We start from the raw sequence: 21,841 nt of genomic DNA on the forward strand, positions 1-21,841 counted from the left end.
TTTAAAGGGAATTAGCACTTATCAATAAGTGCTAATTCCCAATCTATAATGAACGCCTGCAATAGAAGCCCTAGGATATTCTATTGTCTGGCGGAGTTCCTTGTGTAAGTTTAGTGTAGCCTTTTATCAGTCTCACTATTTTGACAACTCTTGTCAGTTAAGGAAAGCATTTTGATGTACGCTGGATTTTTTCTTGAGAATGACTTATACTATATGTGAAATAGGAGGGGTAGACTGTGAATGAATTTGAAAAAGATGTGCAAAGTAAACGAAACGACGCGATTGATTCTGGGGTAGGATTTGGGGTTTCCTTTGGTTTTTTTGCCATAATGTTTATTGTTGCTACAGTCATTAAAGTAATCGGTTCATAATGAATGGCTACATATGGGTAATTTTGGAGACTGCCTTCGTGCAGTCTTTTTTAACTTTTCTTGAGATGCTTTATCCTATGGTAAATAGGGAGAAATGGTTCCTTTTCCTTGATAAAATTTATAGGTTATTGCTCCTTGCTGATCTGTTCGAAAAATAACTGTATTTGTTTTTCTTAATCGGTTAAGCACTTCTGAATGTGGGTGGCCAAAACGATTTTTTTCACCGACCGAAATTAATGCTATTCTTGGGTTAATTTGATTAATAAAAGATTCTGCACTTGATGTTTTACTCCCATGATGACCAGCTTTTAAAACATCAACCTTTAAATTAGGATATTTTTTTATGATTTTCTCTTCCTCTTCTTGATCAAGATCTCCACCAAAAAACCAACTAACTCCCCCTAATTGAGCAATAAAGGCAATGGAGCCGCTGTTTCTTTCACCAGCAAAATTCTTTTCAGGTGAAAGGATATAAAATTCATTTTCCCCTCTAATCCACTTGTCTCCTTCTGACACTTTTATGACAGTAATGTTTTTCTTTTTGGCCTCCTCCAAAATGGCAAGTTCAGTAGTTGATGGCTCGACTACAGAAGGCATTAGGATTTGTTTTACTTCAAGCTCTTTTAATATCGAGAATGTCCCCCCAATATGGTCCATATCCCCATGAGTTAAGATTAGTTTGTCAATCTTGGTAATACCTTGTCCTTTTAAAAAGGGAACAACTACATCCCTTCCTACCTCAAAGGCTCTGGCTCGTTTCCTCCACTTTTCTTCTGTAAAATTCATTGTCCCGCCTGTATCAATGAGATAGGTTCCTTTACCTTGTGCAAGGTGGATCAAAATACTATCCCCTTGGCCAACATCAATCATGGTCACTTCACCATGTGGATTTAACCAGTTCCAGCCTTGTTGAAAAAAAATCAGCACAACACTCAATACGAATAGATGGACCTTCCTTTTCGGATACGCTTTAGTTTCCCAAATAAAAAAAATCAAAAGCAGGATAAAAATATACATCATGAGTAAAAACCAATTTGGTCTTCCAGGGATAAAGCGGAAGTAGGTAAAACCAGCAAGATATTCTATAAGATAATTGGAGAGGCTAATGATTGTTCTGAAAATACTAATAAGTATAAGCGGAGTTTTTCCGAACATAAACTGGATGATAAACAAAAGGTACAATCCTGGGAGGTATACAAATGAAAAAAGAGGAATATAGACCATATTGGCGATGATACCTATCATTGAAACCTCAAAGTAATGATACAGTAAGAACGGGAGTGCAGCTAATTGAGCAACTAACGAAGTCGCAAGCATACGCGTTATCGTCTTTTCATAGCCTTGCAAAATATATGGAGCAGACAAAATGATCACCAGACTCACTGAGAATGAGAGTTGAAAGCCAGCATCAAAAATCACCATTGGGTTAAAAAATAAATAGGAAATAAATGCCAAACTTATAGCATCCAGGGGAAAAAGCCTCACGCGAGCTCTTAACTTTACAGTAAGTAACACGAGGAAAATCATCATCGCTGAGCGAATAACAGATGGTGAACCGCCTGTCAGAATGACATAAATCGGCAGGATGATGAGAAGAAAATTAATCATAAACTGTCTCGTTAATCCGAATCGAATGCCGATATAAAAAACCATCGCAATTAATAACGAAACATGGAGTCCAGAAATGGCGAGCAAATGAACAATACCGGTTTTTTGGTACGCAGTTAAAACTTCCGGGTCAAACAAATTTCTGTCACCAAATAGTAAGGCGGCGGAAAGTGAAGCGATTTCTATCGGAAAATGTGACTCAAGATAATTAATACCAGAATATCGAAGTTGTTTTATCAATTCCAATGGAGAAGGATTCATCGGAGAGCAAGTTTGCAATGGGTTTTCTTGTATCTCGATGATCCAATAAATGTTCTTCCTAGATAAATACTTTCGGTAATTAAAAGCATTGGGGTTTTTGGCAATCGCCGGTTTTTCCAGAGTGCCTGACACCCTGCATAAACAATGATAAAAGGTTTTCGTCTTTAATAGATTTTTTTCTTGTTCTGATTGGATTTTGTAGCGGATGAGGAGTTTTTCCTTGTACCGTGCATCAGCAGCTTGCACTTGTAATAAGTCACCATCAATTTTTGGGTCCTCGGTATATTGAAGATAAAAGGTGGTAGTGGATGGAGGGATGACTGTTTTATTGGTTGAGACTGCGTGTTGACCGATAAACAAGAAGGTCAAAAAACACACAGCTACAAGCCCAAGTTGAAATTTCATAAATCGTTTGTATTTATATAGAAGATAAAGATACAGGGTTTGTAATAAGAAAAAAGGAAGAAATATTAATTGAACACATAACACACCTAATAAAGCTGCAATTGCAAAATAAATATATTTTCCATTCATTTGACTTCTCCATTTAGGTATTTTCATTACAAAATACGGAAGAGCCGGAAATAACCGGCATCAATCCGTAGAATTATTGACTAACCTTCCGTAAATCAATCACTGACTCATGCAGCTCTACCTTCTCAATGGTAACATTTGCCTGCTGAAAAAGTTCAATTGCATACGGGTGATTTTTATAATCCTCCGCGTAATAAACAGTTTTAATACCCGCTTGGATAATCGCTTTACAGCATTGTAAGCAGGGGAAATGGGTGACATAAATTTCAGCTTCTGCAGTCGGGACACCAAATTTAGCACATTGAAGCAGTGCATTCATTTCAGCGTGTATGGTTCTGACACAGTGATTGTCAATCACGAAGCAACCTTCATCAATACAATGGTCTCCACCAGCTATTGATCCATTATAGCCACCAGCAATAATTCGTTTATCCCTTACAATTGTAGCTCCCACTGTCAGCCTAGTACATGTGCTTCTTAGTGCGAGCAAATGGCTTTGTGCCATAAAATATTGATCCCATGAGATTCGTTCCACTTCTCCCACTCCCTTTTATGTTCATTCACTTAAGTTTAATAGTGATTGTCCCTATAGGTCAATTAGAGATTTACTATATAGCAAGTAAATCTTTAAATTTTTCGAACGTTTTGTCACCGATACCGCTTATATTTTTCAAGTCTTCAGTAGCTTTGAAAGGGCCGTTTATATTCCTATATTCAATAATGGCAGCCGCTTTGGCAGGACCGATGCCAGGGAGATTTTGCAATTCAGTTTCATCCGCACTATTTATATTAATTTTTGATTCCTTTTGATTGCCGACTGAAGAAATTTGGCTGCCTCCCGAGGGGGCAGAAGGAAATCCTTCCTCTCACTTAGCAGGGATGTAAATGATCATTTCATCTTGGACATGTTCGGCAAAATTCACCTGACCTTGGTCGGCCTTGTCCGTTAAACCACCCGCTCTACTGATAACATCAATAACTCTCTCACTTGTATTTGCTTGGTATACTCCTGGAAGTTTGATTTGGCCCTTGACATCAACCATAATTTTCTCTGGCAATTCCGGAAGATTTGCAGGTTTCATCTTTTCTGTTTCCTTCTCTTCCCCTTGAAATTTCTCTTCACTACTTAGGGAATTAGTGGGAAGAGGCTCAGGGGCATCATTGACATAAAAAAAATAAAATCCACCGAGTGCAATAATCGCAACAACTACAACAATGATCTTGTGTTCAATCAACCAGTCTTTCACTTGAATCCTTCCTTTCTAAAGGTATATTTCACTTACAGATTTCATATGGTTATAAAAGAAACTTGCATGCGAAGGAGGGTCGGAACAATGAAAATAGGCATTATCGGTACCGGTAATATGGGGAGAATATTGGTGGAGGCCTTGATTGACGGAAAAGCCATTTCCCCTTCCTCTATCATGATTACAAACAGGACAAAATCAAAAGCTATGGTGCTTAAAGATAAATATAGAGAACTAAGGGTTGGAGCGAATCCAAGAGAAGTTGCCGCGGAGTCCGACTTGGTATTTATTTGTGTAAAACCATTAGATGTATTTCAAGTTCTAGATGAAATTAAACCACATTTAAGCCCAGAAAAATGTCTCATTTCTATAACGAGTCCTATCAGTACAAGCCAAATTGAAAAGAAGGTTTCCTGTTCAGCCGTAAGAGTAATCCCAAGTATTACGAATCGCGCATTATCTGGGGTGTCATTGATTACCTATGGGGAAAATTGCAGAGACCATTGGAAAAGGAAAGTGGAGAAATTAATTACGAAGATTGGGGTGCCGTTTCATATTGATGAAAAAATAACGAGGCCTGCCTCTGATATCGTTAGCTGCGGGCCAGCTTTCTTCAGCTATCTTCTCCAAAGTTTCATCCAAGCGGCAGTAAAAGAGACAGAAATTGACGAAGATGCCGCTACAATTATGGCAAGTGAAATGATTGTGGGAATGGGTGAATTATTAAAGCAAGGGCATTATACGCTTTCATCACTGCAGGAAAAGGTATGTGTAAAGGGCGGGATAACCGGTGAAGGTATAAAAGTACTGGATAACGAGCTCGGAGACGTATTTGAGCACCTATTTCAGGCTACGCAGGCAAAATATAAAGAGGATCTAGATAAAGTAGAGACGCAATTCTCTAATTATTAATTTCGCCATTTACTGACAAATTCCTTCTTTTCTCATAATAAAAAGCCATCTTATTTTTTAGATGGCTTTCTCTATTTTTTTCGCTACAAAAAAGATTCGCTCTGATTGTGTTGAGGGCTTAGCATCTTTAAAATCAGCACAAACCTCCAACAATTCAAAACCAGTCTCGACTAACCAGTCTGAATATTGCTGGACTGGATATGTTCGTTGAAAATGAATCTCATCAAATCGGTCATACTTTCCTGTCCGTTCATCCAAAACAAAAAAGCTTAACTCATGTTCCACACTATTCGAACTTTCTCCAGAGAAGCTATTCCAGATAAATGAGACATGATCCTCACTGGAAGCAAAGGTTTGATTAATGAATAAATGAGAAATTTTATAAATCGAATGAACATCAAAAATGAAAATGCCTTCATCGCTCAAATGCTGGAAGGCATTTGAAAAGGTCGCCATAACTTCTTGCTCGCTTTGAAGATAATTTAACGAATCACAAAAAATACCGATGACATCAAATTCCCCCTGGCCCTCCAAGTCAGCCATATTCTGCTGAAAAAACGGAATTCTTACCCCATCATCCTCGGCCTTCGCCTGTGCCACAGCTAGCATATCCTCAGATAAATCGACTCCCGTTACTTGAAATCCGTCTTTCGCTAACCGGACGGAGAGTTCTCCTGTCCCACATGCTAGGTCCAGCAAGCGAGTGCCAGTAACGTTATAGTTCACGCATTTATCTTTGACAAACTGGACCCACTCATTATATGGCGCGTCCTTCATCAGTTCATCATAGAGATAGGCAAATTGCTGATAGCTCATGTATTTAGCGCACTGTGGATGTCTTCCAACGGCGCATCGCCCCATAGACGCTCCAATTTGTAATAGCTTCTTTCGTCACGATGGAATACGTGGGCAACAACATCGCCAAGATCAATCAACACCCATCTTGCTTCATCATAACCCTCAATTCTTTTTACGTCATATCCATGTTCTTGGGCTTTTTCTTTCATTTCCTTTGCAATCGCCTGTACTTGTTTATCCGAGTTTCCGTGACAAATGATAAAGTAATCAGCAATTAAAGAAATCCCCTTCATATTTAGGGCTAAAATGTCTTCAGCACGTTTGTCATCCGCTGCTTTAACAGCAATTTTTAGTAGTTCTTGATTATCCATTAATCAATCCTCCAGTTTTTTGATTAGATCATTGTACGTATAGAATGTATCAGGGTATATTGTTTGATTCTTTTTTAATAAAAACATGATCGTATTTTGAATGGACTTAATTAGTGCTCTATCTAAATTTTCTTTAGCCATATCTCGTACCTCTTCCACGCCTGGGAAATGACGGCCTGGTTCAATGTAATCGGCTAAATAAATAATTTTATCCAGTAAAGTCATTCCTGGTCTTCCTGATGTATGATAACGGATCGCTTCCAAAACTTCACGGTCGCTGATGCCCGCTTCCTTTTCCACCAAGTGGGCCCCTGCAGGTGCATGCCACAATTCCGAATGAAATTCAAGCAAATCCTGCGGAAATCCTTGACCAGTAATGATTTCCTTCATTTCGGCTTTTGGACGAAATTTTGCATAATCATGAAAAATCGCAGCTAATTCGGCTTTTTGTTCATTTCCGCCATATTGTTTTGCAAGTGCTATCGCTGTCTCCATTACTCCCAAAGTATGCTGATAGCGATGATCGGTTAATTGTTCCTTTACAAGCTTTAACGCCTCTTCACGTTCCATATAAATGCTTCTCCTCGATATATTGAACGACCGGATCAGGAAGTAGATAACGAACTGTCTTTCCGTTTTTCACCCTATCCCTAATCATACTAGATGACACATCCAGTGCCGGAACATCTACATAAAGGACAGGGTAGTCTGTCTGACTGCTATACGTCGGTCTTTCAACTCCAACAAATTGGACAAGTTTAATAAGTTCATCAATTTTATGCCATTTCGGCAGGTATTCAATCATATCCGCCCCAATAATAAAGAAAAACTGATGGTCAGGATACTGGTCATTAATCATCTTCATGGTATCAACTGTATAAGAAGGGCCTTGCCTATGAAGTTCAATCGTTTCCACTCGAAAAGCAGCATTTCCACCGATTGCTAATTCCAGCATTTGCAGGCGATCTTCATTTTTAATCGATTCTGATTTTCTCTTATGGGGAGGCTCTTGGTTTGGCATAAACCAAATTTCATCAAGCTGAAGAGTGGAAAGAACCTCATTTGCAATTAAAAGATGTCCATAATGCGGAGGATCAAAGGTTCCTCCCAATATTCCCACCTTCAACATGCGATCGTCTCCTTATACATTCAATTATGGAAGTTTAATTGTTTTCTTTTCCACAGACTCTTTATAAAGGACAATGGTATTTCCGATAAGTTGAACAATTTCTGCACCCGTACCTTCAGCTAACTGCTCAGCAACGGCCGTTTTATCTTCTTCACAATTTTGCAAAATGCTGACTTTAAATAGCTCTCTAGCTTCAAGTGCATCAGCTACTTGTTTAATCATATTTTCGTTTACTCCACCTTTACCTACTTGAAAAATAGGATCTAGGTGGTGCGCCTTTGAACGTAAAAAACTTTTTTGCTTACCTGTTAACATGTTCTTCCTCCTAATTGTTTTAACACATTATCTCTCATTCTTTCCACATCAGGGAAAATTCCCGTCCATTTTTCAAAAGCAAGTGCTCCCTGATATACAAACATATCTATCCCGTTTTGGATGCTTGCTCCATTAAGACGCGCTTCTTGTAAAAATTGCGTTTCAAGCGGATTGTATATGATATCACAAAAGACGGTTTGATTCCTTATTTTATTTAGTGGGAATGGCTGCTCATTAATTTTTGGGGACATGCCAATCAGTGTCGTTTGAATAACTAAATCATATTCCCCTAATGATTCACTTGCCTCTTCAAACGAACAAGCACTAGAAAAAACTGAATAAGGACATTCTTTGATTAGTTCCCAGGCTTTCTCTATCGTGCGATTGGCAATGTTCAAGACGAGCGGGTTTTCCTTTGCCAAAGTTAAATAGATGGCTCTCGCAGCCCCGCCTGCTCCAATAATCAGAACCTTTTGGTCTGTTATTTTAGTCAGAAAAGCATTTAAGCCTTTTAGAAAACCAGGGCCATCTGTGTTATAGCCAATTAGTTGACCGTTTTCATTTACAACGGTATTCACAGCCCCGATGTTCGCGGCCAATTCATCTATGCCATCCAGAAAGGGAATGATTTTACTTTTATGCGGTACAGTTACATTAAATCCACTGACGCCCAGCGCTTTTAATCCCTTGACAGCATCATGTAAATCCACTTCCTTAACTTGAAATGGCAGATAGGCTGCATCAATATTATAAAATGAAAATAAATCATTGATCATAACCGGAGACATACTATGTCCGATTGGATTCCCCAAAACAGCAAATAATTTCTTCATCTGAATTCCCCCCACCCATGTCAGCACGTGAAAACCTGACCTTAAAGATATCTATTTATATTAAGGATTTTCGAATTAATGCTTGTACACCTTTTGGTACATAAGCCGCTACTTTTGCACCCGCCTCATTTACGGTAATCCAACCAAGTCCTGAGAAAACGATATCCGTTTTTGCTTCTTTCACAATAAATTCCTGTTTCACAAGCTCAGGAAAAGATTCTAATTGTTCCATACGAGGCGGTGTCAGCATTTCCCCCACATGCTTTTCATAGAGTTCGTCCGCATTCTCGATTTTGGTCCTGTGAATATTCAATTCATTGGAAACATAACAAACAAAGGATCTTCGGCCGCCACTAATATAATCAAAGCGGGCCAAGCCGCCAAAGAATAAGGTTTGTCCTTCATTCAATTGAAACACTTTTGGCTTGATTTCTTTTTTGGGGGTGATAATTTTTAAATCCCTCTTATCAACATAATGCGCCATTTGATGATGGTTGATAATACCTGGCGAATCAATTAATGATTTTTCATCATCAAGTGGAATTTTGATAATATCCAACGTCGTTCCCGGAAAATGGGAGGTGGTAATAACATCGGATTCTCCTGTTACTTCTTTAATGATTCGATTGATAAACGTAGATTTTCCAACATTAGTACACCCAACCACATAGACGTCTTTACCATTTCGGTGTTCATCAATGGCCGCCGCCGTTTCTTTAACAAATAAGCCTTTCGCAGCACTTACAAGGAATACATCTTCCGGCTTTAACCCCAGTTCTTTGGCTTCATGCTTCATCCAGTGAATTAGCTTACTATGCTTCACAGATTTAGGCAATAAATCCACCTTGTTTCCAACAAGAAGCACTTTATTGCTTCCTACAAAACGGTGTAAACCTGGAAGCCAGCTGCCATTAAAATCAAAAATGTCAACAATCATCACGATTAAGGCATCTGACTTTCCCATTTCATTTAATATTTTTAAAAAATCATCGTCGGTTAAGCTAACATCCTGAACCTCATTATAGTGCTTTAGACGAAAACATCGCTGGCAAATAATCATTTCTTTTTCCAAGGCCGATGTTGGGGCGTATCCTAGTTCCTCTGGGTTTTCTGTTTGGACCTTTACTCCACAACCCATACAAATATGTTGATGTTCACTCACACATTAATCCTCCCATTGAAGCATACCTTTTTTTCGAAACCAATTTAAAATTCTTCTCTCGGCAAAGCGGTTAAATTTTGTAAAAAATCCGTCAGTCTGTGCAACAGGGACAACCAGGATCGTATGAAAACCACCCCGGTTCCCGCCAAGTACATCTGTCAGTAACTGATCTCCAATTACCACTGCCTCTTCTTTTTTAATTCCCATTTGTGAAATGGCCTTGTGAAAGGCAATGGCAAACGGCTTCCTAGCCCTAAAAATAAAGGGGATTTTTAAAGGATCAGAAAAGGCTTTGACACGTTCTTCATTATTATTAGAAACAATTGTCACGAGGATATTATGTTTTCGAATTTCATCAAACCATTTGATTAATTGAGGAGTGGCATTGGGACGATCCCATTCCACTAACGTATTATCCAAATCAGTAATGATCCCCTTAATCCCTTTTGCATTCAACTGTTCAGCGGATATATCAAGAATGCTTTTAACATGTTCATTCGGTAAAAATTGTTTTAGCACTAAGCTTACACCTCATTGAATTCTAAATATAATCGTTCAATATTTTTTTCTTGTACAATCATAACCAATTTTAACCTTTGTTTCAAAGATTAAATGTAATTTGTTTATAGTCTTATTATTCATCAAAAACTGATAATACATGATTTTAAAATATTATTGCTTTTTATAAGAGCGCCTAAATCTTTCTAAAATAGGATGAGATTAAAAAAATCAAAAAATTTTTCGACAAATATCTTCATTTCACACCGTTGTGGATAAAGTTATTAACATTATACCCATTGAATCATACACATTTCATCATTTTATAAACAAAGTAATCACAAGTTATCCACCAGAACCTGTGGATAGTTAGAACGATTGTTCTATAGGAATAAATTTGGTAGATTTAGGGTACACCAATTGAACATACCATTTTATGCTTATGATTCATATATTAGAACAATTTATTTTCAAATCGGAGGTGGATTCTGCCGTGCGGAAACTGTCAGATGAATTATTAATTGAGTCATATTTTAAAGCAAGAGAATTAAACTTAAGCCCTGATTTTATAGGACTTATTGAGTCAGAAATGCTCAGACGCTCCTTATACCATAAAATAAAAATGTCATCATAAAATTAGCAATAGCCCTATTAGGGCTTTTCTTTTTGTCAGCCTCAAGCCCAAGTCTCTGAGGCTGTTTTTCGTTACTGATTTCTCAAAACCCCAAGTTTTTCTCCAACCTTAATGTCCTTAGGTGTCTGAACGTTTGAATCCATTTGAAAAATATCTTTTTCGAATAACAGGACTACGGTCGAACCAAAACTAAAATAAGCCATTTCGCCGCCCTTCACTAATTCTGATCCCTTGTGTGTGGTTTCAATTGAATTAACAAACATAGCCCCAACCTTCACGATTGCAACATGCCCATAATCCGTTTTCACTTCAGTTATAACTCGATAATTCTTGGCGAGTGTTCTAACCCCATATTTTAGCCCCAGCTTATTGACTGGATATGATTTTGAACCAAGCGTCCATTGTTTGGTGACGATTCCATTGACAGGGCTGTGAATACGATGATAATGACTTGGGCTTAAATAAAGAATCATGTATGTACCATTTAAATACTTGGCTAACAGTTGTGGGTTTCCCAGCATTTCTTCAATTGAATACGTCTTTCCTTTGACATGAATATCACTCGTCTCTTTAATCGGACCCACATCTTCGATAACCGCATCCACCGGACTGACAACTGAATTCTCACCTTTATCAATTTCTCTTGCATCCTTTTTCAATGTCCTGACAAATAAATCATGAAGAGTAGGATATTCTGATAAGCCCTTCTCCATTTCTTCTTGATTTAAATGATAAATCTTTGCAAAGGATGGTACCACGAAACGACTGACATGTGAACGAGCAAACCTTCTTAAAATTCCTGATGTCCACCTTCCATTTGTTAACTCAATCAATAGACGATAAAAGCTTTGGATCATCTAACTACCCCCAAATAGTGTAAAAATACTCTTTACGAAAAGACATAAAACGCTTAAAATTAAATAATATAGAATGAATGTAAGAAATTGATTTACCTTCCGGCTTGTAAGAAAGGAGTGGTGTGGAGCATGTTTTTATTAGACGTACTAGATCAAACAATAAAAAAACTTAAATCACAAACAGCTAATGTTATCACTTTAACAAACTTATCATTGGGCGGTTTTGCCATTGTATTCGGACTTCATGGGAATTTGAGATTAAGCCTGCTGTTAATTTTTATTGCCGCATTGGCCGATCGTTTTGACGGCATGATTGCACGAAAATTTAATATTGAATCCGAGTTAGGAAAACAATTGGATTCCATGAGTGATATTATATCATTTGGCGTGGCACCTGCACTATTACTATATCAAGGAATTTTACATGAATTTGGCGGACCGGGTTCATTTTTTACGGTTTTCTACATCGGTTGTGGCGCCTTCAGATTAGCACGCTTCAATATAACGGAAAGCAATGGCTATTTTACTGGTCTACCAATTACAGCAGCAGGGTGCTTGGCAACCTTAAGCTTTTTAGCCATTCCCTATATCCCTTCCCAAACATTCTTATTTATCATCATCATTCTATCATTCCTAATGGTCAGTCCATTTAAACTGAAAAAAGTATAGAAATAGCAAGAAAGCATCAATCAGTCCATGGTTGATGCTTTTTTTATAAGGATGTTTTAAAGGTTATTATTGATTTTGGCACATGTTGATTGAAGCGGAAATCAACAGCCAAGTATAAAGAGGCTTTTATAATAAAATTCCTACTTAAATAAAAAAGTTTATGGACAGACACAATTTCCCTTTTCCTTCATAGGAATTAATAATAGGCGAATAAGCCAAAAAAGACGGGGGTAGATGTGGATGTCTGGAATCTTAACAGCTCTCGGATATTTAATGAAGGAATTCTTATTTCTTGTTTCCTATGTAAAAAATAATGCCTTTCCTCAACCCCTATCTGCCGCAGAAGAAAGAAAATATCTTCGATTGATGGCAGAGGGAGATTCCCATGCGCGCAATATGTTAATTGAACACAACCTAAGATTGGTCGCGCATATAGTAAAAAAATTCGAAAACACTGGGGAGGATTCGGAAGATTTAATATCAATTGGAACCATTGGGTTAATTAAAGCGATTGAGAGTTACTCCGAGGGGAAAGGAACAAAGCTCGCCACCTATGCCGCACGTTGTATTGAGAATGAAATTTTAATGCATTTACGAGCTCTTAAGAAAACAAAAAAAGATGTTTCCTTGCATGATCCAATTGGTCAAGATAAGGAAGGAAACGAAATATCATTAATCGATGTGCTTAAATCAGAATCAGAAGATGTGATTGATACGATTCAGCTGAACATGGAGCTGGAGAAAGTGAAAAAATATATTGAAGTGCTGGATGACCGAGAAAAGGAAGTAATCATCGGGCGATTTGGACTTGACCTACAAAAAGAAAAAACACAACGGGAGATTGCCAAAGAATTAGGAATATCACGAAGTTATGTTTCAAGGATTGAAAAACGTGCCTTAATGAAAATGTTCCATGAATTCTATCGAGCCGAAAAAGAGAAGAAAAAAAAATAACATAATAAAACAGAGCCGTGGTTTATTGCAGCTCTGTTTTTCCATTTTGTAAAGGATTATTCCACTTCATTCCACCATCAATAGATTCATATACATCATTCTTATAAGTAGTGAAGGCGATTTGGTTCGGATCTCTTGGATTAATCGCTAAATAAGTAATTGGATTATCATAATCAAGGAATGGGAAAGCGATATTCTTTTGTTCTCCAGTTGCAGGATTGATTGTTTTTAAAAGTACTTTTTCGTTTTCCACACTTGAAAATAAAATCGAGTCTCCACTAAATGAAAGTGCAGTAACCATAAATGGATCTGTAATCTGCTTCATGGTGTTCCCATTGTCGGTCGAATAAAAAATACCAGACCTTGTCGACATCGCGATGATATTGCCATTTTTCGGATGAACCGCGATCATTCCAAATGAATCAGCGTTAAAAGCCTTTAATGCACTTTTTTTCCACGTCGCACCATTATCCAGAGAATAATTCACGCCTTGACCCAGTTTTCCATTAGGTTCTTCGTTAATTACATAAAGACCCTTTCCTGAAAAACTCGCACCCACGAAATGGAACAGCGACTGATTATAAAAGGATAATTTCTTGAGGGTTTGTCCTTTATCAACACTCTGAATTACACCGAGTGGGTCCTTAAGACCCGATCCTTTTTGAGGTTGACCGCTCGCGATAAAACCAGCACTTATAGCTTGAAAGCCAAAGTAATCATGTTGGTTCGTTGTTGTTTCATACCATTCAGAACCATTATACATTTTTAGGCCGTCATCTGTAGCTACGTACAATGCAAAATCATTTCCTGGAAAGCCAATACCAAGAATCTGACCTACTTTTAATGATTTCGCCTGGATAATATCAAAGTTTACTTTTGCTATCTTTTCCTTTTCAGGTTTCTGTTCTTGGCTTTTATTTGTGCAGCCTGAGGCCAAAATCAGCATGATTCCTGTCAAAATAGCAAGATAGACTTTCATTGTAATCTTCACTTTTTTCCCTCCATATTAAACTATGAGGTATTCATTTATGAATCCTTATCCATCCACTTATACCCCAGTCCCCATACGGTTGTCAAATAATCGTCAACAGGAAATCCTGTTTTTCGTAATTTATCCCGTAAATTCCGAACATGGGAATCAATCGTCCGGTCTTCTGTTGGAGCGGCATAGCCCCATATCGTCGTCAATAGATGTTCCCGGGTAAACACTTTGTTATGATTCTTTAGTAAAAGCGCTAATAAAGAAAATTCCTTTGGTGTGACAGGTATATGCTGATTCTTGTATGAAACATCAAAAGAACCCTCGTTTAATGAAAGACCATTAAAGTCAATGAATACTGGATGACCTGCTTGTCTTCTTAAGACAGCATCGATACGAGCAGTTAACTCCTCTTCGTCGAATGGTTTAGAAATATAATCATCAGCACCCATTTTTAGGCCTTTAACAATATCATTTTTTTCACTGCGTGCGGTTAGCATAATGATCGGGATGTCCCAGTTTTTTCGAATCTCCTTACATGCTTCCCACCCGTCCATTTCGGGCATCATAACATCTAACAAGATTATATCTGCTTTCTCCTTTTCCAAGTAACAAATTGCCTTGAGAGCGGAAGACATTTTAATGCAGTTATACCCTTTGGGAGTTAAATAAAGAGAAAGTAAATCTAACATTCTTGTTTCATCATCAACGAGCAGTATTTTTTTCACTAGTTTCCTCTCCCGCATATTAGATCTAGGATTAAATTATACTACATACGAATAAACAAGAAATATGACGAAAATATTAATTTACTCGTCTAGCCAGATTTGCATTTCCTCCTTCGGGAATCGTAATATATAATTTTTCGAAAAATAACTATATTAATTAATGATATTGATGAATTCTTGGCTTTGACTTGAATCTAAATAAGATGAAAAAATAAAAGCATCGACCAAATATCTTGGTCGATGCTTACTTTCTATTCAACACTAATTTCAGCTGAAATAACGCAGCCGATTGCCGCAGTAATGACGATAGCCATCACAACCATGAACATACTCTCCACCCCTTAGATAGATCCTGTTCTTTCTAATATGAATTTATCATATTTTCACAGTAACTAGCTTAAGGAAATGTGGAGATTTTGTTAACAAACACTTACGGCTATTAGCAATTCGATTTCAATATGATATCATTATGACCCTTTTTCTTTGGTATAAAGAATAGCGACAATAATAAGATATGCAGCGGCATGATTGTTACCTCCTATTTTTTATGACTAGCTAGGTGGTATCCTTCGAAACCCAGAGACTAGCGCCACGACCTTGCATTAGTAAAAACAACATATTTAAAACCACCTTTCTTATCAGCAAATTTTTTTCTAATTACATACCACGGTACATAGATGCTTGACGATCTTTGTTTTGTTCGTAGAGCTTCTCAACCATTTCTTGATGAATAGCTTCTTCCGTGCTTACTTTTCGTTTCTTAATCGTAATTGAAAAAAAGAATATATTTAGGGTCATGACTAACCACCTCCTTTAAGTAATCATTTGTAGTGAAATCGCAACAAATTCAATTTATGCTTTACATATCCAAAATGCTCGTAAAAAGGGCACAAAAAGGCCGCAGAAGAGTATCCCTGCGGCTCTGGTTTTTTAGGCACAAAAATACCGCATGGCGTCATTCTCCCTGCGGCATGGATATGTATAGTAACTTAATTTAAAATTAAGCAATCCATTCCAGACTGGTCGAATGTTTGATATTCATATTCAATTGTTACGATCATTCCAGCTGCTGATACCATACCGTTTAACGCAATCGCTCCAGTTAATGTAAACATCATTTTCCTCGACCTCCTTTTTGGAATTTTTTACTTACTACGGTAATTATATCCATACACAAATACTTTGTAAACCTTTTTGTGGAAACTTTTTTTAAATTAATTCAAAAGCCTAAAAAGGTGTCAGGCACCATGTGAATTTTTCACATGGTGCCTGACACCTAATCATTTTAATGCATTCTCTAGGTCTTTAATGAGGTCTTCTACGTCTTCTAGGCCTACTGAGATTCTTACTAGGCCATCGGTAATCCCTAGTTCAGCTCTGCGCTCTGCTGGAATTGAAGCATGGGTCATCCTTGCAGGTACTGAGATTAAGCTTTCAACTGCTCCAAGGCTTTCTGCCAAGGTAAAATATTTCACTTTACTAAGTAATTTGTCAGCATTTTCGGCACTCCCGACATCAAACGAAACCATACCGCCAAACCCTCTTGTTTGTTTTTTAGCGATCTGATGATTGGGATGGGTTTCAATTCCAGGGTAGTAAACTTTTTTTACATTTGTGTGCCCTTGTAAAAATTCAACAATTGCTTTCGTATTTGCTTCCATCTCTTCCAAGCGAATTCCGAGTGTTCTAATTCCTCGAATTAACAGCCATGAATCTTGCGGTCCCAAGATCCCACCAGTAGAATTTTGCACAAAATGGAGCTCCTCAGCAAGCTTTTCACTATTTACTACAGCTAAACCTGCAACCACATCACTGTGCCCACCAAGGTATTTTGTGGCACTATGCAAGACAATATCCGCCCCAAGTTCGATAGGGTTTTGCCAATATGGCGTCGAAAACGTGTTATCAACTATGGTTAACAGGTTATGTTCTTTCGCAAGCTTTGCGACAGCTTCAATATCAGTAATCTTTAGAAGCGGATTTGTAGGTGTTTCTAAATGAATGGCTCTTGTATTTGGTCGAATCGCGCTTAATATCGTTTCAGATTTACTTGTATCCACAAAGGTAGAGTCAATTCCCAATCGATTCAATACTTTCGTCATTACCCGAAACGAGCCGCCGTAAACATCATCAGTTAAGATCACATGATCCCCACTGTTAAACAGCATCATCACAGCTGTCATGGCTGCCATTCCAGAGCCAAAGGCAAATCCAGCTTTGCCTCCTTCAAGCTCTTTGATCAATTCCTCAAGCGCATGTCTGGTCGGATTCCCTGTTCGTGAATATTCGAAGCCTTTATGCCCGCCGACACCTTCTTGCTTAAATGTACTCACTTGATAAATGGGATAGGTAACTGCACCAGTAGCTGGATCGTTACTAATTCCTCCATGAATTAATTGCGTTTTTCTTTTCATGCTAAATCCCTCCTTCAAAAATCTTCTTACTTAAGTAACGCTCACTGCCGTCTGGAAAAATAACCACAATATTTGTTCCAGGCATTGCCTTTTCTGCCTCTTTAAGTGCAGCATAAAAAGCGGCGCCAGAAGAACTGCCGACTAGAAGTCCTTCCTTTACAACTAATTCCTTTACATGGTTAAAGGCTGTCGCATCTGGAACAGTATGGATTGCATCAAAGTAGTCCGGGTCCATATACCCTGGCAAGAATTCCATTCCGATGCCTTCGGTCCGATGCGGACCAGATTCCCCACCATTTAGAATCGATCCTTCCGGTTCAACGATAACCGTTTTAACTGCTTTTTTATGGTCCTTTAAATACCGAGCAGTCCCCATAAATGTTCCGCCTGTACCTGCGCCAGCAACAAAGATATCAATTTGACCGTCCATTTGATCCCAGAGTTCAGGGCCAAGCGTTTTATAATACGTAGCGGGGTTAGTAGGGTTGGCAAATTGCTGCGGGCAATAAGACCCTGGAATTTCTTTTAGAAGCTCCTCAGCCTTTGCAATCGCGCCCTTCATCCCCATTTCTGTTGGCGTGTGAACGATTTTGGCCCCTAGTGCTTTCATCAGCTCTTGCTTTTCGATACTAAACTTTTCAGGAACACATAATATTACTTGAATTCCTTTGTTTATAGCCGCAAGCGCTAGGCCAATCCCGGTATTCCCTGCCGTTGGCTCAATAACTGTCCCGCCCGCCTGCAATTTCCCACTTGAAAAAGCTTCGTTTAACAGTTCGATCCCAAGGCGGTCTTTTACACTGCCTCCAGGGTTCATAAATTCTAGTTTTGCAAAAATACGAACTCCCTCAGACAAAGGAAATTGTGTAATCTCGACAATAGGTGTATGCCCAATTAGTTCATGTACATTTTTGTAAACCTTCATTTTTCCACCTCTACTAACTATCGTAAAGCTGCCACCATTTTCATAACTAATGTCGCAGAATTAGTTGCCGCTTTATCGATAAATTGGTCAAAAGAAACTTCAGATTCTTTTCCAGCAATATCAGAAAGTGAGCGAATAATGACAAAAGGTACTCCAAAACGATGTGCTACTTGTGCGATTGCCGCTGCTTCCATTTCGACGGCTTGCAGGTCATGAAATTTTGACCGGACAAAATCGACACGGACAGGGTCCTCCATAAAGGAATCTCCAGTGACAATTAGGCCTTTGACAATTTGGAAGTTTTCAAGTTCTGATGCTGCTGCTTCTGCGACTGTAATTAATTTTTCGTCCGCTAAAAAGGCAGCTGGCAACTGCGGAACCTGGCCATATTCATAACCAAAAGCAGTTACATCTACATCATGATGGCGGACCTCCGTTGAAATAACGGCATCTCCTACATTTAGTGCAGGATTAAAGCCACCAGCAGACCCTGTATTGATGATGCAATCAGGCTTATATTTTTCAAGCAGAATAGTAGTTGACATGGCAGCGTTGACCTTACCAATTCCAGAACGAAGCAGAATGACATCCACTCCATGCATTTTTCCAAAGGTAAATTCACAGCCTGCTATAGTTTCCTGTGTTTGATTGTCGATATTGTCTCTAAGTAAAGTTACTTCTTCTTCCATTGCTCCAATGATTGCGATTTTCATAATGTGACCTCTTTCTTGTATTCATAATTATTATCAGATTTACTGCTTATAATCTTCCTCGGAACTATACATCGTATCCGCAAACACTATTCTACCGCTTTTGAAAAAAGCATGCTACAATGTGCTGCACCTTCTTACATATTCACTCCTAATTGAATACATCAATCCTATGAGTATACTATGGGTTCGTGAAAAACCTGTTCCCAACTTATCATATTTTGCAAATTCGTCAATATTTTCGTTGTGAGAATGCCTGAAATGTCTAAAATGCGCAAAAAACCTCTCAACATTTCGAGAGGTTTTTTCAATATCGATTACTGATTTAATTCAGCTAGTTCTTCCACCTTGGTAGGTTTCCAACCTTGACCATCAACCCATTGGAGATATACATTAAACTTTTGCTGTTTATCTTTTGAAGCGACGGTGCCAAACGAGCCATTTGTGGTAGATCTATCTCTTCCCAGCCAATAAACGGTCATATTACCTTTGTCTAAACCAGTTGCATAAGAAATGGCATTCAACATTTCTTGCCAGTCAGCCGAAGACTCGTCATAAACTGGAGTATGCTCGCCTGTTTGCGATGTACCAACAGGTTGCCAAGCAGGATTTTCAGTTGCTTTTACCACATTCGAATTTCCGTCTCCCTCTGTCACCACAGCCTGTGATTCATCTGCATCTTCCGGTGCCGTAGTATCCTCCGATGTGGAAGAATCCTCTGGTGTCGCAGCATCTTCACTTAGTTCTTCTTCGGCAGCAGGATCAGTTACATTGTCATCGTCATTTGTAGTGACAGTTTCAGACTCTTTTTGTTCATCTTTATTTTCCTTTTGCACTGTTTTTGTACTTTCCTTTTTTGGGGATGCATTGTCATTTCCAGTAGCAAAGATATTATATGCGACAAAAATAATTAGTAAGAGCACAACGATGATTAAACTATTTAAGACGATATTGGTCTTTTTTCTTTTCGTACGGTAACCTGAACGCGAATTAGAATTCAAATCATTAGTCAAATTAATTCCCTCCTAAAATAAAATACGGAAGCTCCCCTTGGTACAGGAGCCAGACATTTATAGACTCTCAATATTCTAACATGATTTTATGAGAACTTGAAGGAAAAAACATTACCTATTGCATCCCTTTATCCTTTTCATACAGCATTTTAACCATATCAGCAAACAACAAATTTACCCCGCCCTCTGAATCTAGTACATCCAAATTCACTGCCACAAGTACATATTTCGGATTCTCGTAAGGAAAATAACCAGCGAACCATTTATTATGCAACTGCCTGCTTGCTTCGTATTTTCCTGTTTCAGCTGTGCCTGATTTTCCTGCAACCTCATAAGGCAAGTCCTTAAACCATCTTCCTGTGCCGTTCGGGTTCAAGACAACTTCCCGCAATAACTTTTGCAACTTCATCGCGGTATAGGGAGAAATGGTATCTCCCTTTAAGCTTTGCTCCGGAAAATTAACCATCGTCGTACCGTTTTTGTATTCAATTTTTGATACGGCCCTAACCATCTCTTTTTCACCACCTCTTGCGATCGTCGCCATCATATTAGCGACGGCTAAAGGGGTAGCCCGTACTTCATGTTGTCCAATTCCGGACATAGCGGCGAAATTAGCGTCCTTCCTAGCGTCCTCAGAAAGAAACACTCTTCCTTTATCCTCATCCGCTAGCTGTTTAAAATCATTCGTATGATAAATATCCCCATGCCAGCCAACCGAACCGGTAAGCGACAATTTTTCTGCATAATCTTCTAAAAGGTTGGGATTCATTTTTTGTAATTCACTAGCTAGCTCTCCAAAGGTACGATTACAACTCCTTGCAAAGCTATTCGTGAAATCCAACATTCCATAATTGTATATTAACTCTGGTTTACCATTGATTTTCTTACTGCAATCAAATAGACGCTTCGGGTCATCAAGATTATGGTCTATGGCCGCAGCCGCTACAACCGTTTTGAAAACTGAGCCCATTATCTGTTGTTTCAACATCATATTTGTCATTCCAGCACCATTGTAGGGGTCATTTTTATTAATCGTTGGCCGCGAAACAAGTGACAACACGCTATTATCCTGAATATTAAGGAGAACCAAGCCCCCTTTTTTTATCTGATAGTGGTCAACTAAATTCTCCGCTTTTTGCTGAAGTGTCCTATCCAGGGTTGTCCGAATATTGACAGGATAAAACGGATTTGCCGGATCTACATATCTTACATTAATTCCAAAAAGCGGTGCACCACCGCCGTCTACATGATAAACCAGCTTTGATTTACCTTCAGGGAGCAGGAATTCATCGAAACTTTCCTCCAGCCCTGACACGCCAATTAAGGTTTTCTCCGACAATTCCTTACTCGGATATCGCTTCTTTAACTCTTTAGAATTTTCACCTGTCATCCCAAGCAACTGTTCTGCTGGAACTTGGGCACGTTCAAACTTTTTTTCTATCGCAAATACACCAGGTATTTTTAAGCTATTGATTCTTTCCATTTGTGAACTAGTAAGTTCATATGGTTCAGGGTCACCATAGGCAAAAGGCTTTTTCGCCCCTTCAACAGCCATTTTAAGGACGGTTACTGGTATTCCAGAAATACTTGAAACCCTGTCGGTCTCCCAATCCATTTTTTTTAAAAAGGGAAAAAGGACGAGAACTGCCACCTTTTTATGCGTGAGCATTGCACCATTTCGGTCAAGAAAGTTACCTCTGCCATTATCAATTACCAGTTCTTGAGTTCTTTGTTTGACACTTTCTTCAAGTAAATTTACGTTATGTTTAGAAAAGGTTTCTGTCTCAATTAACTGAATTTGCATTAAACGTACTAAAAGCAACAACAAACCTGTAATAGAAATAATAAGCCACCCGATGGCTCGTCTTCGCCACATAAAAAACACCTCGTCAAAAGTTTTGACGAGGTTTTCTTATTTC

The 21,841-nt window shown here is 38.5% G+C and carries 26 protein-coding genes and 1 pseudogene; 5 read left to right on the forward strand and 22 right to left on the reverse strand.

Annotated elements, in window-relative coordinates; translation table 11 throughout:
- Positions 1-236: 236 nt before the first annotated feature.
- Positions 237-371, forward strand: a complete 135-nt coding sequence (locus J7E67_RS09915) for a YqzM family protein (RefSeq protein ID WP_026563518.1) — start codon at positions 237-239, stop codon at positions 369-371.
- Between the two features lie 75 nt (positions 372-446).
- On the opposite strand, the gene J7E67_RS09920 is transcribed toward J7E67_RS09915, so the two are convergent.
- The 4 genes and pseudogenes from J7E67_RS09920 to J7E67_RS32095 all read right to left on the reverse strand — a co-directional run bounded on the left by J7E67_RS09920 (position 447) and on the right by J7E67_RS32095 (position 4,021).
- Entirely contained in the window at positions 447-2,774 is a 2,328-nt protein-coding gene (locus J7E67_RS09920) for a DNA internalization-related competence protein ComEC/Rec2 (protein ID WP_214731563.1), read from the reverse strand.
- 88 nt (positions 2,775-2,862) lie between these two features.
- Positions 2,863-3,309 (reverse strand): annotated as a pseudogene (locus J7E67_RS09925) (ComE operon protein 2); the annotation flags it as partial.
- Positions 3,310-3,382: 73 nt separating this feature from the next.
- A complete protein-coding gene (locus tag J7E67_RS09930; RefSeq protein WP_214731943.1) occupies positions 3,383-3,601 on the reverse strand; it encodes a ComEA family DNA-binding protein in 219 nt (72 codons plus the stop codon).
- Between the two features lie 39 nt (positions 3,602-3,640).
- The gene (locus tag J7E67_RS32095) at positions 3,641-4,021 is read right to left on the reverse strand and encodes an SLBB domain-containing protein (RefSeq protein ID WP_214731565.1); all 381 of its coding nucleotides are present in this window, start codon (positions 4,019-4,021) and stop codon (positions 3,641-3,643) included.
- A gap of 87 nt (positions 4,022-4,108) precedes the next feature.
- On the opposite strand from J7E67_RS32095, the gene comER reads away from it, so the two are divergent.
- A complete protein-coding gene (gene comER / locus J7E67_RS09940) occupies positions 4,109-4,933 on the forward strand; it encodes a late competence protein ComER (RefSeq protein WP_214731566.1) in 825 nt (274 codons plus the stop codon).
- Between the two features lie 57 nt (positions 4,934-4,990).
- On the opposite strand, the gene J7E67_RS09945 is transcribed toward comER, so the two are convergent.
- Genes J7E67_RS09945 through J7E67_RS09980 form a run of 8 tightly spaced genes read right to left on the reverse strand, consistent with a single transcriptional unit; the run spans position 4,991 to position 10,060 of the window.
- The gene (locus J7E67_RS09945; protein ID WP_214731945.1) at positions 4,991-5,749 is read right to left on the reverse strand and encodes a class I SAM-dependent DNA methyltransferase; all 759 of its coding nucleotides are present in this window, start codon (positions 5,747-5,749) and stop codon (positions 4,991-4,993) included.
- A complete protein-coding gene (gene rsfS / locus J7E67_RS09950; protein WP_168245136.1) occupies positions 5,746-6,102 on the reverse strand; it encodes a ribosome silencing factor in 357 nt (118 codons plus the stop codon). The genes J7E67_RS09945 and rsfS overlap by 4 nt, the downstream gene beginning before the upstream one ends.
- A 3-nt stretch (positions 6,103-6,105) precedes the next feature.
- Entirely contained in the window at positions 6,106-6,672 is a 567-nt protein-coding gene (yqeK, locus tag J7E67_RS09955; protein WP_214731567.1) for a bis(5'-nucleosyl)-tetraphosphatase (symmetrical) YqeK, read from the reverse strand.
- The gene (locus tag J7E67_RS09960) at positions 6,662-7,231 is read right to left on the reverse strand and encodes a nicotinate-nucleotide adenylyltransferase (RefSeq protein ID WP_214731568.1); all 570 of its coding nucleotides are present in this window, start codon (positions 7,229-7,231) and stop codon (positions 6,662-6,664) included. Before J7E67_RS09960 ends, yqeK begins: the two co-directional genes overlap by 11 nt.
- A gap of 24 nt (positions 7,232-7,255) precedes the next feature.
- Positions 7,256-7,546 (reverse strand): ribosome assembly RNA-binding protein YhbY, encoded by a 291-nt coding sequence (gene yhbY, locus J7E67_RS09965; protein WP_214731569.1) that lies wholly within the window; start codon positions 7,544-7,546, stop codon positions 7,256-7,258.
- Positions 7,540-8,379 carry a shikimate dehydrogenase gene (gene aroE / locus J7E67_RS09970; protein ID WP_214731571.1) on the reverse strand — a complete coding sequence of 280 codons (840 nt, stop codon included), beginning with the start codon at positions 8,377-8,379 and terminating at the stop codon, positions 7,540-7,542. Before aroE ends, yhbY begins: the two co-directional genes overlap by 7 nt.
- 55 nt (positions 8,380-8,434) lie before the next feature.
- A complete protein-coding gene (gene yqeH, locus J7E67_RS09975; protein WP_214731574.1) occupies positions 8,435-9,541 on the reverse strand; it encodes a ribosome biogenesis GTPase YqeH in 1,107 nt (368 codons plus the stop codon).
- Between the two features lie 3 nt (positions 9,542-9,544).
- Entirely contained in the window at positions 9,545-10,060 is a 516-nt protein-coding gene (locus J7E67_RS09980) for a YqeG family HAD IIIA-type phosphatase (RefSeq protein WP_168245142.1), read from the reverse strand.
- Positions 10,061-10,532: 472 nt separating this feature from the next.
- Between J7E67_RS09980 and J7E67_RS09985 the strand changes: the two genes are divergently transcribed.
- Positions 10,533-10,673, forward strand: coding sequence for a sporulation histidine kinase inhibitor Sda (locus J7E67_RS09985; protein ID WP_098259603.1), 141 nt, complete (start codon positions 10,533-10,535; stop codon positions 10,671-10,673).
- Positions 10,674-10,744: 71 nt separating this feature from the next.
- On the opposite strand, the gene J7E67_RS09990 is transcribed toward J7E67_RS09985, so the two are convergent.
- Entirely contained in the window at positions 10,745-11,530 is a 786-nt protein-coding gene (locus tag J7E67_RS09990) for a phosphatidylserine decarboxylase (protein ID WP_214731577.1), read from the reverse strand.
- A gap of 129 nt (positions 11,531-11,659) precedes the next feature.
- Between J7E67_RS09990 and pssA the strand changes: the two genes are divergently transcribed.
- Together pssA and sigK are read left to right on the forward strand one after the other, a co-directional pair.
- Positions 11,660-12,199 (forward strand): CDP-diacylglycerol--serine O-phosphatidyltransferase, encoded by a 540-nt coding sequence (gene pssA / locus J7E67_RS09995; RefSeq protein WP_088089057.1) that lies wholly within the window; start codon positions 11,660-11,662, stop codon positions 12,197-12,199.
- A 240-nt stretch (positions 12,200-12,439) separates the two neighbouring features.
- Complete coding sequence (gene sigK, locus J7E67_RS10000) at positions 12,440-13,153, forward strand: RNA polymerase sporulation sigma factor SigK (protein ID WP_066257756.1); 714 nt, start codon at positions 12,440-12,442, stop codon at positions 13,151-13,153.
- 22 nt (positions 13,154-13,175) lie between these two features.
- Here sigK and J7E67_RS10005 read toward each other — a convergent pair whose 3' ends face one another.
- The 9 genes from J7E67_RS10005 to J7E67_RS10040 form a co-directional block, all read right to left on the reverse strand.
- Positions 13,176-14,144: a F510_1955 family glycosylhydrolase gene (locus J7E67_RS10005; protein ID WP_214731580.1), complete on the reverse strand. Its 969-nt coding sequence runs from the start codon at positions 14,142-14,144 to the stop codon at positions 13,176-13,178.
- A 35-nt stretch (positions 14,145-14,179) separates the two neighbouring features.
- Positions 14,180-14,860: a response regulator transcription factor gene (locus J7E67_RS10010; RefSeq protein ID WP_214731583.1), complete on the reverse strand. Its 681-nt coding sequence runs from the start codon at positions 14,858-14,860 to the stop codon at positions 14,180-14,182.
- Positions 14,861-15,517: 657 nt separating this feature from the next.
- Entirely contained in the window at positions 15,518-15,658 is a 141-nt protein-coding gene (locus J7E67_RS10015) for a YrzI family small protein (RefSeq protein ID WP_214731585.1), read from the reverse strand.
- 191 nt (positions 15,659-15,849) lie between these two features.
- Positions 15,850-15,978 carry a hypothetical protein gene (locus J7E67_RS31830; RefSeq protein WP_285291921.1) on the reverse strand — a complete coding sequence of 43 codons (129 nt, stop codon included), beginning with the start codon at positions 15,976-15,978 and terminating at the stop codon, positions 15,850-15,852.
- Positions 15,979-16,140: 162 nt separating this feature from the next.
- The gene (locus tag J7E67_RS10020) at positions 16,141-17,274 is read right to left on the reverse strand and encodes a bifunctional cystathionine gamma-lyase/homocysteine desulfhydrase (RefSeq protein ID WP_214731587.1); all 1,134 of its coding nucleotides are present in this window, start codon (positions 17,272-17,274) and stop codon (positions 16,141-16,143) included.
- Position 17,275: 1 nt separating this feature from the next.
- A complete protein-coding gene (locus tag J7E67_RS10025; RefSeq protein WP_214731589.1) occupies positions 17,276-18,199 on the reverse strand; it encodes a PLP-dependent cysteine synthase family protein in 924 nt (307 codons plus the stop codon).
- A gap of 17 nt (positions 18,200-18,216) precedes the next feature.
- Entirely contained in the window at positions 18,217-18,912 is a 696-nt protein-coding gene (gene mtnN / locus J7E67_RS10030) for a 5'-methylthioadenosine/S-adenosylhomocysteine nucleosidase (RefSeq protein ID WP_214731591.1), read from the reverse strand.
- A 314-nt stretch (positions 18,913-19,226) separates the two neighbouring features.
- Entirely contained in the window at positions 19,227-19,922 is a 696-nt protein-coding gene (locus J7E67_RS10035; RefSeq protein WP_214731594.1) for a YrrS family protein, read from the reverse strand.
- A gap of 115 nt (positions 19,923-20,037) precedes the next feature.
- Positions 20,038-21,798 (reverse strand): peptidoglycan D,D-transpeptidase FtsI family protein, encoded by a 1,761-nt coding sequence (locus J7E67_RS10040; RefSeq protein WP_214731596.1) that lies wholly within the window; start codon positions 21,796-21,798, stop codon positions 20,038-20,040.
- Positions 21,799-21,841: the final 43 nt, after the last annotated feature.

It is taken from the genome of Bacillus sp. ISL-46, assembly GCF_018613205.1.

What these genes read in the sequence shown, in the direction of transcription:
- J7E67_RS09920 (WP_214731563.1), bottom strand. Translation starts at nt 2,774, where the DNA reads ATGAATGGAAAATATATTTATTTTGCAATTGCAGCTTTATTAGGTGTG.
- comER (WP_214731566.1), top strand. Translation starts at nt 4,109, where the DNA reads ATGAAAATAGGCATTATCGGTACCGGTAATATGGGGAGAATATTGGTG.
- J7E67_RS09945 (WP_214731945.1), bottom strand. Translation starts at nt 5,749, where the DNA reads ATGAGCTATCAGCAATTTGCCTATCTCTATGATGAACTGATGAAGGAC.
- rsfS (WP_168245136.1), bottom strand. Translation starts at nt 6,102, where the DNA reads ATGGATAATCAAGAACTACTAAAAATTGCTGTTAAAGCAGCGGATGAC.
- yqeK (WP_214731567.1), bottom strand. Translation starts at nt 6,672, where the DNA reads ATGGAACGTGAAGAGGCGTTAAAGCTTGTAAAGGAACAATTAACCGAT.
- J7E67_RS09960 (WP_214731568.1), bottom strand. Translation starts at nt 7,231, where the DNA reads ATGTTGAAGGTGGGAATATTGGGAGGAACCTTTGATCCTCCGCATTAT.
- yhbY (WP_214731569.1), bottom strand. Translation starts at nt 7,546, where the DNA reads ATGTTAACAGGTAAGCAAAAAAGTTTTTTACGTTCAAAGGCGCACCAC.
- aroE (WP_214731571.1), bottom strand. Translation starts at nt 8,379, where the DNA reads ATGAAGAAATTATTTGCTGTTTTGGGGAATCCAATCGGACATAGTATG.
- J7E67_RS09990 (WP_214731577.1), bottom strand. Translation starts at nt 11,530, where the DNA reads ATGATCCAAAGCTTTTATCGTCTATTGATTGAGTTAACAAATGGAAGG.
- pssA (WP_088089057.1), top strand. Translation starts at nt 11,660, where the DNA reads ATGTTTTTATTAGACGTACTAGATCAAACAATAAAAAAACTTAAATCA.
- sigK (WP_066257756.1), top strand. Translation starts at nt 12,440, where the DNA reads ATGTCTGGAATCTTAACAGCTCTCGGATATTTAATGAAGGAATTCTTA.
- J7E67_RS10015 (WP_214731585.1), bottom strand. Translation starts at nt 15,658, where the DNA reads ATGACCCTAAATATATTCTTTTTTTCAATTACGATTAAGAAACGAAAA.
- J7E67_RS31830 (WP_285291921.1), bottom strand. Translation starts at nt 15,978, where the DNA reads ATGATGTTTACATTAACTGGAGCGATTGCGTTAAACGGTATGGTATCA.
- J7E67_RS10020 (WP_214731587.1), bottom strand. Translation starts at nt 17,274, where the DNA reads ATGAAAAGAAAAACGCAATTAATTCATGGAGGAATTAGTAACGATCCA.
- J7E67_RS10025 (WP_214731589.1), bottom strand. Translation starts at nt 18,199, where the DNA reads ATGAAGGTTTACAAAAATGTACATGAACTAATTGGGCATACACCTATT.
- mtnN (WP_214731591.1), bottom strand. Translation starts at nt 18,912, where the DNA reads ATGAAAATCGCAATCATTGGAGCAATGGAAGAAGAAGTAACTTTACTT.
- J7E67_RS10040 (WP_214731596.1), bottom strand. Translation starts at nt 21,798, where the DNA reads ATGTGGCGAAGACGAGCCATCGGGTGGCTTATTATTTCTATTACAGGT.